Here is a 17,329-nt window from a genome sequence, read left to right on the forward strand (position 1 = left end):
CGGGCGCGGGCGATCAGCCCGCGTTCTGCTCCTCGGCGGCTTCGGCGTCCTCGGCGTTTTCGGCATCCTCGGCGAGGATCCGCACCAGCGCGTCGTCGAGGTGGCCCTCGAAGCCCCCGAGCGCCCGCTCCTGCCCCACCGGTACGAGCCGGTCGGTACGGTCGAGGAAGGCGATCAGTGGTGCGGCGCCCGCGCGGAACAGGGCCCGGTCCGGGCCGACCTGGAGCCGGATGTGTACGTCGGGGAGGTCAGGGAGGAAGGCCGGCCCGACTCCCGGCCGGCGCGATGCGTACATCGCCTTCGCCGCACGGCCTGTTGACGCCGCCGAGGAGCAGCTCGCGGCCGAATGCCCAGGTCACCGTGGCGCCGCCGGGCAGGTGGAAGGTCAGCCGTACCGCGTACGGGTCACTCGCCTCGTACCGCAGTCCCACCGGGATCCGGAACGAGAGCTCCTCCGAGACGAGGAAGCTCATCATGACCTCTGCCTGCACCGACTCGCGCATTGCCAACCCCGCTGTAGTGGAAAGTGGCCAGGAATGATCACCGCTGGCCCCTATTGCCCAATCGTGGTGGAAGCACGAGGGATCACAAGGAGTGAGTTCTCAGATACTGATAGAGAACGCGAGCGAGTTCAACAGCGCGCCTACTTCGTTCCGCAGCCTTTCCACTGCACAGACCAATCGCGCGGCCCGCCCCCGGCACGAGCGGGGTTACGACGGCACGTTCCCTCAGCCGGGTTAACCAGCCTGCGGAGGCCGCGTCACGGCGTACCCCGTCCCGTCACGTCCTTCCCGTCACGTCACCAGTCGCTGCGGGAGGTCGAGGTCGACATGAACTTCCGTACGACGAAGACGAGTCCCGCGACGAGCGCCACGAACACCAGGACCTTGAAGAGCAGTCCGAACACCAAGGTGAGCAGGCTCGTGATGAGGCCGCCGAACACGACGAGAGCGATGACCGGCACCGCGATCCACTTCACCCACCACGGCATCCCCGCGAACATCTCCCGTACGGCCATCGTCCCTACCTCTTTCCTGGCGGTGTCTGTGCCTTTGATGCTAGGGGCGAAGCGGTGCCGGACGGGGCCCTGCAGGCCCTTGGTCTCCCCTGATGTCCCCCCTAGGAGACCCGGGCCCGTAGGTCAGCTCTCAGGCGGAGAGAAGACGACCATCACCCGCAGATCCTCGCTGATGTGGTGGAACTTGTGCGGCACGCCGGCCGGAACGTACACGACGCTGCCCCGCCCGACCTGCGTCGTCTCCATCCCCACCGTGATCGAGGCGCGCCCGCTGACGACGAAGTACACCTCGTCCTGCCGGTGCGGCTGCTGCGGGTCACTCTGGCCGGCGTCCAGCGCGTACAGGCCGAGGGACATGTTCCGCTCCCGCAGGAACTGCAGATACGCACCGTCGTTGGCGGCCCGTTCCGCCTCCAGTTCGTCCAGCCGGAATGCCTTCATCGCCCGTCCGCCCCTTGCGCTTGTTTCCACGGTTTGACTGCTCAGTTCGATTTCACGGTTCCGCCGGTGTGCAGCGCCGATCACGTCTGCCACGATCAGACACATGATGAATTTCGTAGTCAAGACGATCGCCAACGCGGCGGCCCTGGCGGTGGCCATCTGGCTGCTCCAGGACATAACGCTGACCGGTGAGGACACCGGCCGCAAGGCCCTCACCCTGGTCCTCGTGGCGCTGCTCTTCGGCCTGGTCAACTTCGTCGTCAAGCCGGTCGTGAAGCTGCTGACCCTGCCTCTGTTCATCCTCACGCTCGGCCTGATCACCCTCGTGATCAACGCCCTCATGCTGCTGCTGACATCCTGGCTCGCGGACAAGCTGGACCTCGGCTTCCACGTCGAGGGCTTCTGGACCGCCGTGCTCGGCGGCCTGATCATCAGCGTCGTGTCCTGGGCGTTGAATGTCCTCCTGCCTGACGACAGGGACTGAACCGATGAACATCGGGAACGACACCGGGGACGGGGTCGGCGAAGGGGGCGGCGACGAGGTCGGCATCGGGGACGGCACGCGAGCGGTACGGGCCGGGCTGCCCGAGCCCGTCAAGAACGAACCCACCCTGCCCGGACCGGTCTTCGCCGCGCACTTCCACCTGCCCGGCGAACCCACCGGCCCGTACACCTACGGCCGCGACGAGAACCCCACCTGGACCCATCTGGAGCGGGCCATCGCGGAACTGGAGGCGCCCGGCGAGCCCCGCGGTGCCGAGACGGTCGTCTTCGCGTCCGGCATGGCGGCGATCTCGGCCGTCCTGCTCTCCCACGCCAAGGCCGGCGACGTGGTGGTCCTGCCCGACGACGGATACCAGGCGCTGCCACTGCTGCGCGAGCAACTGGAGGCGTACGGGGTCGAGGTGCGCACCGCGCCCACGGCCGGCGACGCGCAGCTGGCTCTGCTGGACGGCGCCCGGCTGCTGTGGCTCGAGACGCCGTCGAACCCGGGGCTCGACGTGTGCGACGTACGGCGGCTGGCCGACGCGGCACACGCGGCCGGCGCGCTGGTCGCCGTGGACAACACCCTCGCCACCCCGCTCGGGCAGCGGCCCCTGGAACTGGGCGCGGACTTCTCCGTGGCCAGCGGCACCAAGGGCCTGACCGGCCACGGCGACCTCCTGCTCGGCTACGTGACCTGCCGCGACGCGGAACTCGCAGCACGTGTACGGCGCTGGCGCAAGATCGTCGGAGCGATCCCGGGGCCGATGGAAGCCTGGCTGGCGCACCGTTCCCTGGCCACCCTCCAGTTGCGCGCCGCCCGGCAGAGCGCCAACGCCCTCGCACTCGCCGAGGCCCTGGCCGCACGCCCCGAGGTGTCCGGCCTGCGCCATCCCGGGCTGCCCGGTGACCCCGCGCACCAGACCGCCTCGGCCCAGATGCGCAGCTACGGCTGCGTCGTGTCCTTCACCCTCCCCGACCGCGCCCACGCCGAGCGCTTCCTGGCGGCCCTGCGACTGGTCGACGACGCGACGAGCTTCGGCGGCGTACGGTCCACCGCCGAGCGGCGCGGACGCTGGGGCGGCGACGCCGTGGCGGAGGGCTTCATCCGCTTCTCGGCCGGCGCCGAGGACACCCCCGACCTGGTCGCGGATGTGCTGCGCGGGCTCGACGAGGCCGCCCGGGGCTGACCCGGTTACGCCACGGCTACGCAATACGGGCGGTCCGAGCCTCCCCCCTCATGGCTCGGACCGCCCAGGTTCCACGCGCGAAGAACCACGCGGACAAGGCTAGTTGACTCTGCGTCAGTGTCCAATCACCGTAGCGACAGAGACCTATCGACTTATTTATAGTTGGGAACTCGCCGGGGGCAACGAACCGAGAGGGGCTGCTGCCATGGATCTTGCCCTGCTGCGCACGTTCGTCACCGTGCACCGGGCCGGCTCCTTCACGCGCGCCGCGACCCTCCTCGGACTCTCCCAGCCCGCGGTCACCTCCCAGATCCGCGCCCTGGAACGCCAGCTGGGCCGCCCGCTCTTCCTGCGCCAGGCCCGCGGCGTGACCCCCACCAGCATCGGAGACGAACTCGCCCACAAGGCCGCCCCGCACCTGGACGCCCTGGTGGAAATCACCGAAGCCGGACTCGACGAGGAATCGGCCGTACGAACCCTCCACCTCGCCGGACCGCCGGAATTCACCTCCCTGCGCGCCCTGCCCGCCCTCACCCCGCTCATCACCCAAGGCCTCGCGCTGCGCGCCGCCCTCCTCGGCGATGCCACGGAGACCATGGAGGGCCTCGCCGCCGGCCACCACGACCTCGCCATCACCACGGCCCGGCCCCGCGGCGGACTGCTCACCGCCACTCCGCTCTGCGACGAGGAACACGTCCTGGTCGCCGCCCCCCGCTGGGCCTCACGCATAGTTCCCGGACTGCTGCGCCGCACCGGGCCCGCCGTACTGGACCAGCTGCCCGTCGTCGAGGTTCACGAGTCCCTGCCCCTCGTCTCCCGCTACTGGACCGCCGTCTTCGACAGCCGGCCGACAGCAGCGGCCACCGTCATCGCCCCCGATCTGCGGGCCGTCCTGCAGTGCACCGCGGCCGGTGCCGGGATGGCCGTACTGCCCCGCTATCTCTGCGAGAGCGCCCTGGACAGCGGCGAAGTGGTGGCACTGCTCGACCCGCCCGTACCCCCGCTACGCACGTACTTCCTGGTGGTGCGCACCGGCACACTCGCCCTGCCGCACCTCGCGCGGGCGCACGAATGTCTGCTGCGCGCTGCCGTCGGCTGGTGACGTCCGACAACACGCACACGGCCGGGAGTTTCAGAACCGGTATCGTGGGCCACTCTCTTCCCATGACCGAACGGCCCGTGGTCAAGCGCACCGCACGCGCCATCCTGCTCGACGGCGACGACCTCGTCCTGATCAAGCGCACCAAGCCCGGCGTGGATCCTTACTGGCTCACCCCCGGCGGCGGAGTCGAACCGGAGGACGCCACCGTCATCGACGCCCTGCACCGCGAAGTGGACGAGGAACTCGGCGCCAAAATCACCGACGTGGTGCCCTGCTTCGTCGACACCGTCGAGCACATCGCCGACGGCGGGGTCACGGGCGTCAAGGTGCAGCACTTCTTCGTCTGTCGGCTCGAGTCGATGGACATCTCGCAGCGGCACGGGCCCGAGGTCGACGAGCCGTGCGGCGAGTACGAGATCGTCCGCGTGCCGTTCAGCCGGGTCGGCATCGCCGCCGTCCATCTCGTACCGCTGTCCCTGCGGCACTACCTCGACGGCAACATCGAGGGAGTGCGCGCGATGCACGCGCCCGACCTCGGCTAGCCCGGCCCCGCGACGCTGCGGCCTGCGGCACGGGCGTCAGTCGCCGGCCGCGACCAGCTCCTCGACCGAGTCGTGCCGTATCCGCTCGTCCGGTATGCCGATTCTCTTCAATGCGTCCACCCCACTGCGGATCATGCCGGGCGGCCCCGAGATGTACGCGTCATACGAGTTCCACGGGCCGTACTCGCCCACGGCCTCCGGCAGCTGACCGGTCAGGCCCCTGGACGGGCTGTCGGACACCACGGGTCGTACCGACAGCCAGGAATGCGACTGTTGCAGCCGGAGCATCGTGTCGATGTCGTACAGGTCGTGGTCGCTGCGCGCCCCGTAGAAGACCTCCACCGGACGTCGTTCGCCGTGGTCGGCGACATCCTCGATCAGCGCCTTGATGGGCGCGATGCCCGTGCCGCCCCCGAGACACAGCATTCCGTTGTCCGTGGTGTGGTCGACGACCATCGAGCCGGCGGGCGGGCCCAGCCGGACCACATCGCCGGGCCGGGCGTGATGCACCAGGGCGTTGGACACCCAGCCCGCCGGAACCGCCTTGACATGGAAGGAGAGCAGACCGTCGGCGCGGGGCGCCGAGGCGAAGGAGTAGTGCCGCCAGATCCGCGGCCACCAGGGAGTCTCCAGGCTGGTGTACTGGCCTGCGAGGAAGGGGTACGGCTGGTCGGGCCGGACGGTGACGACGGCGATGTCCGGGGTGCGCAGGTCGTGCGAGACGACCTCGGCATGCCACCAGGCCGGCGCCTGGCGTTCGTTCTCCGCCGCAGCATCGATCATGATCTGCGAGATCGCCGTGTACGCCCGCACCCACGCCGCCTCGGCCTCCGCGTCCCAGGTACGGGTGGCGTACCGGGCCAGCGCCCCGATCAGCGCCTCACCGACCGCCGGATAGTGCTCGGCCTGAGTGCCGTACTTACGGTGGCCCCGGCCCAGGTTCTGGAGATACGGGACCAGGATGTCGGGGTTGTCGATGTTCTCCGCGGCGGTGAGCAGGGCCTTGAGCAGGCGGTCCCGCTGGGTGTCCATCGCGGCGGGGAACAGCGCTCGCAGTTCGGGGTGGCCGATGAAGACCAGAGCGTAGAAGTACGAGGTCACCTTGTCGGCAACGGGGGCGATCTCTGCGAGCGTGCGCCGGACGAGGATCGCGTCGGGCGACGCGGCCGGCCCGTCCGGCGCGGCCGTGGGCGGCTCGGCCGGGGCCGGCGGTTCGGGGCGGGAGTCCGGCGCTGCCGCCGACCGCGCCTGCGCCGAGCGCACCGGGCGGATCGAGGCAACGGGCCGGAGCGGCAACCCGTTCCGGCCCGGTATCCGGTCATGGCCTGAGCCTGGGGCTGAGGCGGAGTCCGGGCCGTTCGCGGCCGGCCGTATATGCGGCGTGAACCAGCCGCTTCCGTCCCCGCTGCCCTCGCCGGACATGCTGTTGCCTGCCGGCGTGGTGGGCAGAGCGTCCATCCTGTGCCTCGCTTCAAGACATTTGGTCGGTCTGCGCGCTACTCGGCCTCACACTCGAATGATCTTGGCCGCAGTTCCCGTCGTCGCAGCATGCCAGGATCGAACAATGCCTCGGACAAATAGCGGGAAGTTCGGGTATCCGGCTCGCCCGCCCGTTAGGCTCGCTACCCCCCGTGCCTGGACGACTGCGCAAGGCGTTCCGCGCACAGCCGGTCCGCGATCGAAGGCAGCCTGCACAGGAGCCGGCGTAAGTCCTGCCCAGAGCGCGTGCACCCGCTCCGCGTACTCCGGCGGACCGATGCGGCGCGTGACGAACCATCTCTACCAGCGAGATGCAGGGTCGCCATGTACGCCGAGGCTAGTACGTGCAGTTACTCCCGTCGGCAGACGACCGGAGCCACGGCGCGCGGCACGGTGTTTCACGTGAAACGTCTCCGTCGCCCCGCACGCCGGGCGCTCCTCGTCGTCCACGTCGCCGTGTCCGTCAGCTGGCTGGGCCTCACCATCGGCCTGCTCGTGCTCGGCATCACCGCCTACACCACCAGATCGGCCGCGACCGTGGACGCCGCCTACGGCGCCATGAAGATCTTCGGAGACTGGCTGATCATTCCCGTCGCCCTGCTCGCTCTGCTCACCGGGCTGGTGCTCTCACTCAGCACACCTTGGGGACTGGCCCGCCACCGGACCGCCACGGACAGCACACTCACCGCCCTCCCCCAGGGCTGGTGCGCCCTCTCCCTGGTCCACGGCAGGATCGAGGCCCACATCGAACGCGCCCTCCAGACGCGCCACGACCTCAGCGTCCGCGAATACTCGCTCCTCGACGTCCTCAGCCGACAGCACAACGGCCCCGGCGGCCACATGCGCATGCACCAGGTCGCCGACTCCGTCGTACTCAGCCAGAGCGCCACCACCCGCCTGGTCTCCCGCCTCGAAGATCGCGGCCTCCTCAGCCGCTACCTCTGCGACACCGACCGGCGCGGCATCTACACCGACGTCACCGAAGCCGGCCTCACACTCCTCGCCCAGGCCCGCCCCACCAACGACACCGCCCTGCGCCAGGCCCTCGACGAAGCCGCCAAGGACCCCGACCTCGCCCCCCTGGTCACCGCCGTCGAAACCATGAAGGCCCCCACACCCACCGCCTAGCGCACCCCGCCCGCACGGTCGATAGTCTGCGGATCATGAGCGAACCCGACACCCTGGAGATACGGCCCGCGGCCGCCGCCGACCTCCCCGCCATCGTCGCGATGCTGGCCGACGACCCGCTGGGCGCGACGCGCGAGTCGCCGGACGACCTCGCCCCGTACCAACGCGCACTGGAACGACTGCACGGCGACCCCAACCAGCACATCGTCGTCGCCGTCCGCGCCCACCGCGTCGTCGGAACACTCCAACTCACCGTCATTCCCGGCCTGTCGCGCCGCGCCTCGACCCGCGCGGTCATCGAAGGCGTACGCATCCACGCCGACGAACGCGGCAGCGGTCTCGGCACCCAGCTCATCGAATGGGCCATCGACGCATCCGGCCGCCAGGACTGCCAGATGGTGCAACTGACCTCCGACACCACCCGCACCGACGCCCACCGCTTCTACGAGCGGCTCGGCTTCACCGCCTCACACCTGGGCTTCAAGCTCCAGCTCTGAGACCGGAGCACGGCCATGACCAAGCGGGCGCCCTACGATCCGGCGATGAGCAGCCTCCGCCCCCGGCCCCGGCCCCGGATCAGCACCGCAGAGCGCCGCATCCGCCTCGGCCGCCGCCACCTCCTCGCACCCTCCACCCACGCCACCACCCTCGCCGTGGCCGCCGACGCCGTCGTCGCCCTTCACGCCACCGACGCCGCCACGGTCTTCCTCTCCGCCCGCGCCCGCCTGGCCGAAACGGACATTGCCGCCGTCGAACACGCCCTGTAAGACGTCACCGTCGTACGGCTCCTGTCCATGCGCCGTCGCCCCGGGCGACACCGAACCCGAACCCGCCGTCGAACCCTGGGCAGCCCTCCTGCCCGGCCTCGACCCCAGCGCCATGGACTGGGCCGACCGCGGCTTCCACCTCCCCCCGGAGCACCGCGGCACACTCTTCGACCGCGCCGGGCAATATCGGCCCCACGGTGTGGTGGAACGGCCAGATCGTGGGCGGCTGGGCCCAGCGCGCAGACGGCGAGGTGGTCTGGCAGCTGCTGACCGACCCGGGCAGCGACGCCACCGCGGCGATCGAAGCGGAGGCGGCTCGCCTGGCGGAGTGGGTGGGCGAAGCCCGGATCACCCCACGGTTCCGGACACCTCTGGAGCGGGAGCTGGTCGCGAGGTAGCACTCGGACAGCTTCGCAGAAAAATACGGAATCTCTACAACAAACCGTATCTTTGTCGGATTTACCTCGTTGCCCCTGGCACCGGGGCAGGGCGTATGTCCGAAGCCCGCCCCCCTGTCCAGGCCTACGGGCCGAGGAGGCAACACATGATGCAAGAAGGCGCATTGCTCGAATCCCGGACGCTGCGCGAGAGCGTGGTGGCACGAACCGAAGTGCTCGACAAAGTCAAGGCACTGTCACTGCTGCCGGATGGGCTGCATGTGACGACCCAGATGGTCGCCACATACTTCGAGGTCGCTGAAGCAGTGATCCACAACATGGTGACCGACCACCGAGAGGAGCTGGAGTCCAACGGATACCGGCTCGCAACCGGTGAAGAACTGACTGTCTTGAAGGCGGTCAGTTCCGTGGGCAGTCGCGCAAGAAACGCTGCGCTCTTCACTCGGAGGACGGTCCTCAACGTCGCCATGCTCCTCCGCGACAGCATCGTCGCACGTCAGGTGCGTACCCATCTTCTCGACGTCGAGGAGAACCGCCGCTCCGAGCCTGTGGACAACTTTGTCCACAGGCTCGCCGAGTGGCTCGACGAGCGCATCGCCGAGTACATGGCCCAGCACGCCGGCACCGCTACCGTCCACCACGTCGAGGAGATCGTCCGCACGACCATCAGCCGGACCGTCGTCCCCCTCCTCAACATCGCCATCCAGAACGACAGCGATCAGCGCACCCAGCTCGAGGCGCACGAAGAAGAGATCACCCGCCTCCAGCGCGTCCTGCGCGAGCGTGAGGCCGCCGGGTCCATGGCCGCCCTCGATGCCATGAACCCGCGTCAGTTCGAGCAGCACATCGCCTGGCTCTGCCGCCGCGACGGCTGCGACCGGGTCGCCGTCACCGGCGGCCACGGCGACACCGGCGCCGACATCGTCGCGTACACACCCGACGGCCGCCGGGTCGTCGTCCAGTGCAAGTCGCGCAATCCGAGCGGCACCATCACCAGCGGCGACGTCCAGCAGTTCATCGGCATGGCCAAGCTCGACTACAAGGCCGACATCGCCCTGCTGGTCGCCACCTGCCCCTTCACCCGCGATGCACTGCTGCTGGCCACGCGCCACGACGTGACCGCCGTACACCGCGGCCTACTGGAAGCCTGGAACAGCGGTACAAAGCTGCAAGTCCTGCGATAGGCAACCGCACGCATAGGGCCCGAAGTCGCAAATCCAAGTTGCGGCTTCGGGCCCGGCGGCACTCTAGCGCGAACCCCGCCACCCCTGCGGATCGACACCACCAGGGACCGGCGCCCCCTTCTCGTACGGCTCCCGCGTAAACGCGAACGACCCCAGGTCGAGATGGCTCACGGCGCCATCCTCGCCCCGAACCGCCCGCAGCGTCTCGCCCGCGTAATAGCCGTCGAGGCCGGTCCAGGAACCGTCGCCGCTCGCCCGGAACCGTGCACTCCGGCCGCCGCCGCCCACCAGCGGTCCCAGCTCCAGCCCCCCGTCCGCGGACAGCCGCAATCCGTACGCCGCAGTCCCCCAGTACCAGGCGCCGGTCAACTCCAGCAGTCCCTTGTCCACTTCGGGCATCGGCCGCCATGACTCCGGAATACGCGGCTCCGCCTCCGCCACGATCCGTACGAGATCAGCCGCCACCGCCGACGCCGGCAGCCCCGACGTGCAGTTGGCCAGCGTCACCGCCGCCACATCGTCCGCCTCGCTCACCCACAGCCCCGCCACGAACCCCGGCAGCGAACCACTGTGCCCCACCAGCGTCCTGCCCCCGACGCCCGAAACCTGCAAGCCCAGCCCGTATACCGCCTCCATCGCACCCGACTCCGGCGGCCCCGACGGCGTACGCATCTCCCGCACCGACTCCGCGCCAAGCACCCGCTCGTCACCCCCGGCCAGGAACACCGCGAACCGCGCCAGATCACCCGCCGTGGACCACAGCTGCCCGGCCGGCGACATCAGCCCCAGATCCTCCAAAGGCTCGGGCAGCATCACATCCGCCCACGGATGCACCGCCCACCCACCGGCATGAGGAGCCTCCGGCTGCGCCGTCGTACGCCGCAGACCGAGCGGCTCCAGCACCTCGCGCCGCAGCACCTCCTCCCACGGCGCCCCGCGCAGCGCCTCGACCAGCGAACCGAGCAGCGTGTAACCGGGATTGGAGTAGTGGAACTTGCCCCCTGCCGGATGAAGAACCGGCCGCTCACCCAGCACATCGCCCAGCTCCGGCCGCAGCGCGCCGGACGTCCGCTCCCACCACGGCCCGGGCGTCTCCGCCGCCAGCCCGGCGGTGTGCCCCAGCAACTGACCGATGGTCACCTCCCCCACCCCCGTGCCCGGCAGATGCTTCTCCAGCGGATCCCCCAGGCTCAGCAGCCCCTCGTCACGCAGCCGCAGCACCAGCACAGCCGTGAAGGTCTTGGTGATCGACCCGATGCGGTACTGCACATTCGCGTCCGGCCCGTGCCCCTCCACCGAGGTACGCGAACCCGTCCAGACGGTCCGTCCACCACGCACCACCGCCGCGACGACCGACGGAGCCCGGCCCTCCGCCTGAGCGGTGGCGATGCGGTGCAACAAAGCCCGGCGCGTACCGGGAAGAAGCTCTTCAAGCGCAGATGTCATGACACACCTCTATCTCCGCAGGGCCCCGCAGTCGAACCATTTCGCCACTGCGCCGCTGTAGGTTTCCCTAACCTGAATCAGCGTCAGATTCTGTGACCTGTGGTTTCACGTGCCGTTCCAGCACCGTGTCGGTGCCGTAATCCCGTGGCACTTGTCGTTTTCTTAAGAGGTGTCGTCGCCCGCATCTCGGTGTCGTGCATGCGTTTGGCGGGCTCTGCCCAGCGCTCGTGCGGCGCGGCGATGAACTCCATGAGAAGGGCGGCGCTCTCGACGACGTTCGAGCCGCGCGCAGGGCCGCCGCGTACTCGCCTCGCACGGCTGGGCCGACCTGGCCCTGATCGACGACGGGAACGACTGCTTCGTCGTCGGCGAGGTCAACCATCAGGCACTGTTCGGCCGGGTGGCCGCCGTCGTGCACCACGGCGGCGCGGGCACGACGACGACGGCCACCCGGGCCGGCGCGCCCCAGGTGGTGGTACCCCAGTTCGTGGACCAGCCGTACTGGGCGGGCCGGGTGGCCGACCTGGGCATCGGCACGGCACACGACGGTCCGACTCCGACCACCGAGTCCCTGTCAGCCGCGCTCAAGACGGCCCTGACCCCCGAGACCCGCGCACGAGCGACCGCCGTGGCCGGCACGATCCGCACCGACGGGACGACGGTGGCAGCGACGCTACTGCTCGACGCGATCAGCCGAGAAAGGCCGCCAATGTCCGCGTGAACCACACGGGATCATCGAGCCAGGACCCAGAACACGAGAACCTACAAACCCTGGCGACCTGAACCGACAACGGCCACGGGGTCCCCGTCAGGCGGAGCGTTGCTCGTCATGGCCACCAGGTTCGTCACGCCGGTCCAGACGCCTTGCTGCGCGCAATGGCTGCAAGCGACCTCAGATCGGAGCTGATGACGTGAACCCCCTGACTACCAGCGCGTTTGATCTTCCCGACCACCTCTCCCCCAAGGCCGACCCGACGCTGATCGCCGGCGATGAGCAGCACTTCGCGGCCATCGCGGAGTGCCTCGGGCAGTCGATCGCCGACCTGTCCGACCGCCTCGATGCCGAGCGCAAGGCGCCCGGCGGCATAGGCCAGCAGGCGATGGACCGGGACATGGAGATCCACCGGCTGACCGCTCGCCTGCGCGCACTGCGTCGCTTCGGTTTGGACCTGTGCCTCGGACACATGGTCAGCGCAGACAACCCCGAGCCCATGTACGTCGGACGACTTGGCCTCACGGACAGCGCGGGTCGTCGGCTGCTGCTCGACTGGCGCTCCCCCGCGGCCGAGCCATTCTTCGGAGCCACCCACGCCAACCCGATGGGTCTGGCAAGCCGCCGCAGGTATCGCTGGACCCGCGGCCGGATCAGCGACTACTGGGACGAGGTGTTCACCTCGGACGGGTTTGTCGGGCACGCCGCGCTCGACGACCAGTCCGCCTTCATCGCCAGCCTGGGCAGCAACCGGTCGACCCGGATACGAGACGTGCTCGCCACAATCCAGGCCGACCAGGACGCCGTCATCCGCGCGGGATCCCGCGGCGCTCTCGTCGTCGACGGCGGTCCGGGTACGGGGAAGACCGTCGTCGCTCTGCACCGCTCTGCCTACCTCCTCTACTCCGACCCTCGCCTCGGTCACCGTCGGGGCGGCGTGCTGTTCGTCGGTCCGCACCAGCCCTACCTGGCCTACGTCGCCGACGTCCTCCCCAGCCTCGGAGAGGAGGGCGTGCAGACCTGCACCCTTCGGGACCTCGTCGCCGAGGGAGCCGCAGCAGCGATCGAGCCCGACCCGAATGTGGCCCTCCTGAAGTCGTCCGCGAACCTGGTGAAGGCGATCGAGACGGCCGTCAGGTTCTACGAGGAGCCGCCCACCAAGGGGATGACGATCACGGCCCACTGGTCCGACATCTGGCTGAGCGCCGACGATTGGGCCGTGGCGTTCGAAGCAGCAGAACCCGGTACTCCGCACAACGAGGCGCGCGACCAGATCTGGGAGGAGCTGCTCACAATCCTGGTGGACAAGCACGACGACGACGCCTCGGGCGGCCTGCTCCGCAAGTCGCTGCTGCAGAACAGGGAACTGCTCACGACCTTCAACCGCGCGTGGCCGCTGATCGAAGCGGCTGACCTCGTCGGAGACCTGTGGTCGGTACCCGCCTACCTGCGGAAGTGCGCTCCCTGGCTCAGCCCCGATGACGTGTCGCAGCTGCAGCGCGGGGACGCCCAGGCCTGGACGGTGTCCGACCTGCCGCTCCTGGACGCAGCACGGCAGCGGCTCGGCGACCCGGAGGCGTCGCGACGTAAGCGTCGGCACAACGCCGCTGTCGCCGCCGAACGCGAGCACGTGGCCAAGGTCGTCGACGCCCTGCTTGAGGCCGATGACGACGGTGAAGGTGCGGTGACGATGCTGCGCGGACAGGACATAAGGGACACCCTGGTCGACGAGACCGCACCGCCCAGCACCGAACCGGACCTGCTCGCTGGCCCGTTCGCGCACATCGTCGTGGACGAGGCACAGGAACTGACCGACGCAGAGTGGCAAATGCTGCTGCTCCGGTGCCCGTCCCGGAGCTTCACCATCGTCGGGGATCGTGCCCAGGCCAGGCACGGGTTCACGGAGTCGTGGCAGGAGCGGCTCGAGCGGATCGGGCTCGACCGGATCAACCTGGCCTCCCTGAGCATCAACTACCGGACGCCGGAAGAAATCATGGCGGAAGCCGAGCCGGTCATCCGGGCCGTGCTCCCGGACGCCAACGTGCCGACCTCCATCCGCAGCAGCGACGTCCCCGTCGTACACGGATCTGCTTCGGATCTGAGCTCGATCCTCGACACCTGGCTTGCCGCACATGCCGACGGGATCGCCTGCGTCATCGGCGATCCCACATTCCGGACGACGTCCCGCGTCCGGTCGCTGACCCCGGAGCTGTCGAAGGGGCTCGAGTTCGACATGGTCGTCCTCATCGACCCAGAGGCGTTCGGCAAGGGTCGAAGGAGCGGTCGACCGCTATGTCGCGATGACCCGAGCGACCCAGCAACTCGTCATCCTCACGAGCTCCTGACGTCGGCCGGACGAACGCCCACCCCCGGCCGAGTTGGTGTCGTTCCTGGGACGCCGGTGCACCACCGGTGTACGTGGGCTTCGACAGCGGGAGCGTCCCGAAGGACATCGCCCGGGTGGCCATCGAGGCGATCCGCGCGCAGGGCCGCCGCGCACTCGTCTCCCACGCACCGCTCGTGCCCCTGGTCGGTGTGCTCGCCCTCCTCCTCGGTCACACGTCGGTGGAGCCGTTCAGCGAAGGCGAGGGCGGCCGTGGTCTTGCCCAGGCCGGGGAAGGCGTCAATGGCGATGCTGCCTTTGACCTTGTCGCCGTCCTGCTCGTTGCTGTCGACGATGTCCCACAGGTCCTCGTGTAGGGCGTCCATCTGCGGGGTTCGCAGCAGCCCGAGGTTCGCGTGCCACTTGCGCCGGCGCCGGTCGTAGTCGGCGCTGGCCTTATGCCCAGAAGGGACAGCTGACGGCGTGTGAGGTGGTCGGGGCGGGGCCGCGACGGACCATCCACCAGGCGTCGGAGGCCTTCTTGCGGGACAGGGTCAGGTGGTCCAGTTTGGCGTGGAGACTATCCTCGGAAAGCTTCCGGTCAGTCATCGATGTCCTTCAAGGCCGTTGCGTAGAAGTCGATTTCCTCGTCCAGCTCTTCGAGGCTGTCCCCGTCGTCATCGCCTTCTTCCACTTTTGGGACGGCTTCGGCTGTCGGGGGCTCGGTCTGTGCCGGCCGGGACAGCACGTGGGCGACCGACGGCAGAGTGTCCACGGTGGTGGCATCTTCGGGGATCTCGACGGCTCGCTGTTCGCGGGAGAGCCGCAGGGCCATCCGCCGTTCATCGCGGCGCGGATTCCGACACGGGATTCGGGATCCCACAGCCGCTTTAGGCTCCAACTCGGAATGCCTATTCCCAATTGATGACCTGGGCGTTCTTGCACTGTCTTATTAGGGGACAGGGGCGATTCGTCTCACGATCTTGTCCCATGCCGGCTGCGGGGGATGGGGCGCGGCTCGTCTACTTGACTGCGATCGGATTTACCGGCGCGCCGACCGCTGACTCACCCTCGCCCTGTTTCGCCTCACCACCCACTGCCGCCCCGCGGACGGCTAACTGATCGTTTCAGAATGAGGTGCGGAGGCGTCGCAAGCAGATGATGCTGCAGGCGAGTTGGAGGAGCCCCAGGTGGAGGTCGGCTCGTATCTCGTAGCGGATCCGCAGTCGCTTGAACTGGTGGAGCCAGGCGAAGGTCCGCTCGACGACCCACCGGGTCTTCCCCAGGCCGGAGCCGTGGGCTGTGCCTTTGCGGGCGATCTTCGGTGTGATGCCCCGTGCACGTAGAAGCCGACGGTACTTGTCGTAGCCGTATCCGCGGTCGGCGAACAGCCGCCCGGGCCGGTGGCGTGGCCTGCTCCGGCGGCCGCGAATGCGGGGTATGGCGTCCAGCAGCGGCATGAGCTGGGTGACATCGTGACGGTTGCCGCTGGTCAGCAAGACGGCGAGAGGCGTTCCGTGCCGGTCGGTGATCAGGTGGTGCTTGGAGCCGGGCCGGGCGCGGTCAACCGGCGAAGGTCCGGTGTGAGCCTCCCTTTCAAGGCCCTCACGTGTGAGCCGTCGACCGCCGCGTCGTCCAGGTCCACAAGGCCGGCCCGCCGCAGCTCCGTCAGAAGGGCCGCGTGCAGGCGGGGCCAGACGCCTGCTTCAGTCCAGTCCCGCAGGCGCCACCATGCCGTCACTCCGCTGCAGCCGACACGCTCCGTCGGCACATCTGCCCAGCTCACACCCTTGCGCAAGACGTAGACGATCCCCCGCAGGGCAGCCCGGTCGTCCACCGGCAACCGCCCCGGGTATCGCCGGCGCCGCGGTAGACGGGGCGGCAGCAGCGGAGCGACACGTTCCCACAGCTCATCAGGCACAAGATCATCCGACACCCGCAGAACTCTGCCGTCGGCAACCTCAACCGCCAAGCCCCCTGCACCCAACTCATTCCGAAATGATCAGTTAGTAGCGCCCCGCGGCGTTCGCGAGACGTGGTTGCGACCTATGCGGCACCACCGACATTTCTCCTCGCCTACCTGACTACAGCGCGGGCTGACCGCACTGATCGTGGTGCGTGGACGCCAACATGGGCACAGAGCCTTGAGCAGGCACATTCGCGCACCTGGATACCGCGTGTCGCCTACAAGATCAATCTCAGCGAAAGCCCGAAGTTGGCCCCGTAGCGGCGCCTCGATCCGGTCACGGCGGCGGGCGGTGGGGAGCGTACTGCCCTACGATCCATCGGCAGACCGCTTCCACGACGTAGCCTTGCTCGGCGTCGTCGAGCGCACGCCCGGCGGGGATGCCGTGCCAGCGCTCCAGGCAGGTGCGGCAGCACGTCGCGGTGGCGTGCTGCGCGACGAACACGGGATGCCCGCGGTAGGGCGTCTGACGGCCGTCGTTGCGCGGTTCGGCCGGGGCCAGCCTGCGCTCGACCAACTCCTCGGCGTGTCTGCGCACGGTTGTGATGCCGCGCAGGTCGACCACCGCACGGTCCCGGCCACGTAGCCGAAACTTTGCGCGGAAGTGGTGCTGCCCGATCCGGTGCAGCCTGGCATCCAACTCGTCCATCACCACGGGCGCAGATGATCGATCGTGACGCGGTGTTGCTCGGCCAATCGCTGGGCGATCAACGAGCGGTGGCAAGCCTCTGGGTCGCGCTCGACACAGAACAGCGCTGCGACCCCACCACTCGACAGCGCCGACACGACCGGCGTGAGGTCGGCGCTGTCGAGGATTTCGGCGGTGCAGCGGCGCGTGTACTCGGTAGCGAGCTCGCGGCGCGAGCGCTTGCCGACCCCTTGGCGATCGTCCTCGGCGTACTGGAGCTGGCGTAGCTCGGTGGTTGGGGCGAGCTCGAGATGGTGCTCGTAGGCGATCCGGGCATGGGCGAGAGCCGCCCGCAGCCGGAGTGAGTTCGCCCAGGCGTACTCGGGTCCGCGGACACCGCGGCGCTGACGTACGTCGAGCAGCAGGCGGACGTCTGCGTGCCGCAGTCGTTGCAGGAACGACTCGCCGTGGAGGCCATAGACGCCGATTGTCACCATTCTGAGCACCGGAAATCACCCATCT

16 protein-coding genes and 5 pseudogenes are annotated in these 17,329 nt (G+C 69.1%); 12 read left to right on the top strand and 9 right to left on the bottom strand.

The genetic code is table 11. The annotated features are described in order from the left end of the window. Positions 1 to 13: 13 nt before the first annotated feature. The 3 genes and pseudogenes from NLX86_RS08105 to NLX86_RS08115 all read right to left on the bottom strand — a co-directional run bounded on the left by NLX86_RS08105 (position 14) and on the right by NLX86_RS08115 (position 1,459). Positions 14 to 503: pseudogene (locus NLX86_RS08105) on the bottom strand (SsgA family sporulation/cell division regulator). 296 nt (positions 504 to 799) lie between these two features. Beyond that, entirely contained in the window at positions 800 to 1,018 is a 219-nt protein-coding gene (locus NLX86_RS08110) for a DUF5326 family protein (protein ID WP_254370900.1), read from the bottom strand. A 123-nt stretch (positions 1,019 to 1,141) separates the two neighbouring features. Then, complete coding sequence (locus NLX86_RS08115; RefSeq protein WP_254370901.1) at positions 1,142 to 1,459, bottom strand: cupin domain-containing protein; 318 nt, start codon at positions 1,457 to 1,459, stop codon at positions 1,142 to 1,144. Between the two features lie 103 nt (positions 1,460 to 1,562). Between NLX86_RS08115 and NLX86_RS08120 the strand changes: the two genes are divergently transcribed. The 4 genes from NLX86_RS08120 to NLX86_RS08135 all read left to right on the top strand — a co-directional run bounded on the left by NLX86_RS08120 (position 1,563) and on the right by NLX86_RS08135 (position 4,776). Continuing rightward, positions 1,563 to 1,943 (top strand): phage holin family protein, encoded by a 381-nt coding sequence (locus NLX86_RS08120; RefSeq protein ID WP_254370902.1) that lies wholly within the window; start codon positions 1,563 to 1,565, stop codon positions 1,941 to 1,943. Positions 1,944 to 1,947: 4 nt separating this feature from the next. Beyond that, on the top strand, positions 1,948 to 3,132 hold the full coding sequence (locus tag NLX86_RS08125; RefSeq protein WP_254370903.1) for a cystathionine gamma-lyase: 1,185 nt from the start codon (positions 1,948 to 1,950) through the stop codon (positions 3,130 to 3,132). A gap of 205 nt (positions 3,133 to 3,337) precedes the next feature. Next, complete coding sequence (locus NLX86_RS08130) at positions 3,338 to 4,234, top strand: LysR family transcriptional regulator (RefSeq protein ID WP_254370904.1); 897 nt, start codon at positions 3,338 to 3,340, stop codon at positions 4,232 to 4,234. 62 nt (positions 4,235 to 4,296) lie between these two features. Continuing rightward, complete coding sequence (locus NLX86_RS08135; protein WP_254370905.1) at positions 4,297 to 4,776, top strand: NUDIX domain-containing protein; 480 nt, start codon at positions 4,297 to 4,299, stop codon at positions 4,774 to 4,776. A gap of 36 nt (positions 4,777 to 4,812) precedes the next feature. On the opposite strand, the gene NLX86_RS08140 is transcribed toward NLX86_RS08135, so the two are convergent. Beyond that, entirely contained in the window at positions 4,813 to 6,234 is a 1,422-nt protein-coding gene (locus NLX86_RS08140; protein WP_254370906.1) for a globin domain-containing protein, read from the bottom strand. A gap of 669 nt (positions 6,235 to 6,903) precedes the next feature. On the opposite strand from NLX86_RS08140, the gene NLX86_RS08145 reads away from it, so the two are divergent. The 5 genes and pseudogenes from NLX86_RS08145 (at position 6,904) to NLX86_RS08165 (ending at position 9,732) form a co-directional block, all read left to right on the top strand. Beyond that, positions 6,904 to 7,383 (top strand): MarR family winged helix-turn-helix transcriptional regulator, encoded by a 480-nt coding sequence (locus tag NLX86_RS08145; RefSeq protein ID WP_254370967.1) that lies wholly within the window; start codon positions 6,904 to 6,906, stop codon positions 7,381 to 7,383. Between the two features lie 35 nt (positions 7,384 to 7,418). Then, positions 7,419 to 7,880, top strand: coding sequence for a GNAT family N-acetyltransferase (locus NLX86_RS08150; RefSeq protein WP_254370907.1), 462 nt, complete (start codon positions 7,419 to 7,421; stop codon positions 7,878 to 7,880). 45 nt (positions 7,881 to 7,925) lie between these two features. Then, on the top strand, positions 7,926 to 8,150 hold the full coding sequence (locus NLX86_RS08155) for a hypothetical protein (protein WP_254370908.1): 225 nt from the start codon (positions 7,926 to 7,928) through the stop codon (positions 8,148 to 8,150). A 34-nt stretch (positions 8,151 to 8,184) separates the two neighbouring features. Next, positions 8,185 to 8,548, top strand: a pseudogene (locus tag NLX86_RS08160) (DNA glycosylase AlkZ-like family protein); the annotation flags it as partial. A 146-nt stretch (positions 8,549 to 8,694) separates the two neighbouring features. After that, positions 8,695 to 9,732 (top strand): restriction endonuclease, encoded by a 1,038-nt coding sequence (locus NLX86_RS08165; protein ID WP_254370909.1) that lies wholly within the window; start codon positions 8,695 to 8,697, stop codon positions 9,730 to 9,732. A gap of 63 nt (positions 9,733 to 9,795) precedes the next feature. Here NLX86_RS08165 and NLX86_RS08170 read toward each other — a convergent pair whose 3' ends face one another. After that, positions 9,796 to 11,178 carry a serine hydrolase gene (locus NLX86_RS08170; protein WP_254370910.1) on the bottom strand — a complete coding sequence of 461 codons (1,383 nt, stop codon included), beginning with the start codon at positions 11,176 to 11,178 and terminating at the stop codon, positions 9,796 to 9,798. A gap of 283 nt (positions 11,179 to 11,461) precedes the next feature. On the opposite strand from NLX86_RS08170, the pseudogene NLX86_RS08175 reads away from it, so the two are divergent. The 3 pseudogenes from NLX86_RS08175 to NLX86_RS08185 form a co-directional block, all read left to right on the top strand. Further along, positions 11,462 to 11,899, top strand: a pseudogene (locus NLX86_RS08175) (glycosyltransferase); the annotation flags it as partial. Between the two features lie 190 nt (positions 11,900 to 12,089). Continuing rightward, a pseudogene (gene helR, locus NLX86_RS08180) lies at positions 12,090 to 14,235 on the top strand (RNA polymerase recycling motor ATPase HelR). Between the two features lie 6 nt (positions 14,236 to 14,241). Further along, positions 14,242 to 14,398 (top strand): annotated as a pseudogene (locus NLX86_RS08185) (glycosyltransferase); the annotation flags it as partial. Positions 14,399 to 14,814: 416 nt separating this feature from the next. On the opposite strand, the gene NLX86_RS08190 reads toward NLX86_RS08185, so the two are convergent. The 4 genes from NLX86_RS08190 to NLX86_RS08205 form a co-directional block, all read right to left on the bottom strand. Continuing rightward, complete coding sequence (locus NLX86_RS08190) at positions 14,815 to 15,048, bottom strand: hypothetical protein (RefSeq protein WP_254370911.1); 234 nt, start codon at positions 15,046 to 15,048, stop codon at positions 14,815 to 14,817. Between the two features lie 292 nt (positions 15,049 to 15,340). Then, positions 15,341 to 16,149, bottom strand: a protein-coding gene (locus tag NLX86_RS08195) for an IS5 family transposase (protein ID WP_374213847.1) whose coding sequence is annotated in 2 segments (ribosomal slippage) — positions 15,341 to 15,804 and positions 15,804 to 16,149 — 810 coding nt in all. Because the reading frame shifts where the segments join, the coding sequence is not laid out codon by codon here. Between the two features lie 307 nt (positions 16,150 to 16,456). Next, on the bottom strand, positions 16,457 to 16,828 hold the full coding sequence (locus NLX86_RS08200; RefSeq protein WP_254370968.1) for a DUF4186 domain-containing protein: 372 nt from the start codon (positions 16,826 to 16,828) through the stop codon (positions 16,457 to 16,459). Then, on the bottom strand, positions 16,828 to 17,304 hold the full coding sequence (locus NLX86_RS08205; protein ID WP_254370913.1) for a DUF488 domain-containing protein: 477 nt from the start codon (positions 17,302 to 17,304) through the stop codon (positions 16,828 to 16,830). The genes NLX86_RS08200 and NLX86_RS08205 overlap by 1 nt, the downstream gene beginning before the upstream one ends. Positions 17,305 to 17,329: the final 25 nt, after the last annotated feature.

The organism is Streptomyces sp. A3M-1-3 (assembly GCF_024213665.1).
In the GTDB taxonomy this organism is placed as follows: domain Bacteria; phylum Actinomycetota; class Actinomycetes; order Streptomycetales; family Streptomycetaceae; genus Streptomyces.

What these genes read in the sequence shown, in the direction of transcription:
- NLX86_RS08110 (WP_254370900.1), bottom strand. Translation starts at nt 1,018, where the DNA reads ATGGCCGTACGGGAGATGTTCGCGGGGATGCCGTGGTGGGTGAAGTGG.
- NLX86_RS08115 (WP_254370901.1), bottom strand. Translation starts at nt 1,459, where the DNA reads ATGAAGGCATTCCGGCTGGACGAACTGGAGGCGGAACGGGCCGCCAAC.
- NLX86_RS08120 (WP_254370902.1), top strand. Translation starts at nt 1,563, where the DNA reads ATGATGAATTTCGTAGTCAAGACGATCGCCAACGCGGCGGCCCTGGCG.
- NLX86_RS08125 (WP_254370903.1), top strand. Translation starts at nt 1,948, where the DNA reads ATGAACATCGGGAACGACACCGGGGACGGGGTCGGCGAAGGGGGCGGC.
- NLX86_RS08130 (WP_254370904.1), top strand. Translation starts at nt 3,338, where the DNA reads ATGGATCTTGCCCTGCTGCGCACGTTCGTCACCGTGCACCGGGCCGGC.
- NLX86_RS08135 (WP_254370905.1), top strand. Translation starts at nt 4,297, where the DNA reads ATGACCGAACGGCCCGTGGTCAAGCGCACCGCACGCGCCATCCTGCTC.
- NLX86_RS08140 (WP_254370906.1), bottom strand. Translation starts at nt 6,234, where the DNA reads ATGGACGCTCTGCCCACCACGCCGGCAGGCAACAGCATGTCCGGCGAG.
- NLX86_RS08150 (WP_254370907.1), top strand. Translation starts at nt 7,419, where the DNA reads ATGAGCGAACCCGACACCCTGGAGATACGGCCCGCGGCCGCCGCCGAC.
- NLX86_RS08155 (WP_254370908.1), top strand. Translation starts at nt 7,926, where the DNA reads ATGAGCAGCCTCCGCCCCCGGCCCCGGCCCCGGATCAGCACCGCAGAG.
- NLX86_RS08165 (WP_254370909.1), top strand. Translation starts at nt 8,695, where the DNA reads ATGATGCAAGAAGGCGCATTGCTCGAATCCCGGACGCTGCGCGAGAGC.
- NLX86_RS08170 (WP_254370910.1), bottom strand. Translation starts at nt 11,178, where the DNA reads ATGACATCTGCGCTTGAAGAGCTTCTTCCCGGTACGCGCCGGGCTTTG.
- NLX86_RS08190 (WP_254370911.1), bottom strand. Translation starts at nt 15,048, where the DNA reads ATGGCCCTGCGGCTCTCCCGCGAACAGCGAGCCGTCGAGATCCCCGAA.
- NLX86_RS08200 (WP_254370968.1), bottom strand. Translation starts at nt 16,828, where the DNA reads ATGGACGAGTTGGATGCCAGGCTGCACCGGATCGGGCAGCACCACTTC.
- NLX86_RS08205 (WP_254370913.1), bottom strand. Translation starts at nt 17,304, where the DNA reads ATGGTGACAATCGGCGTCTATGGCCTCCACGGCGAGTCGTTCCTGCAA.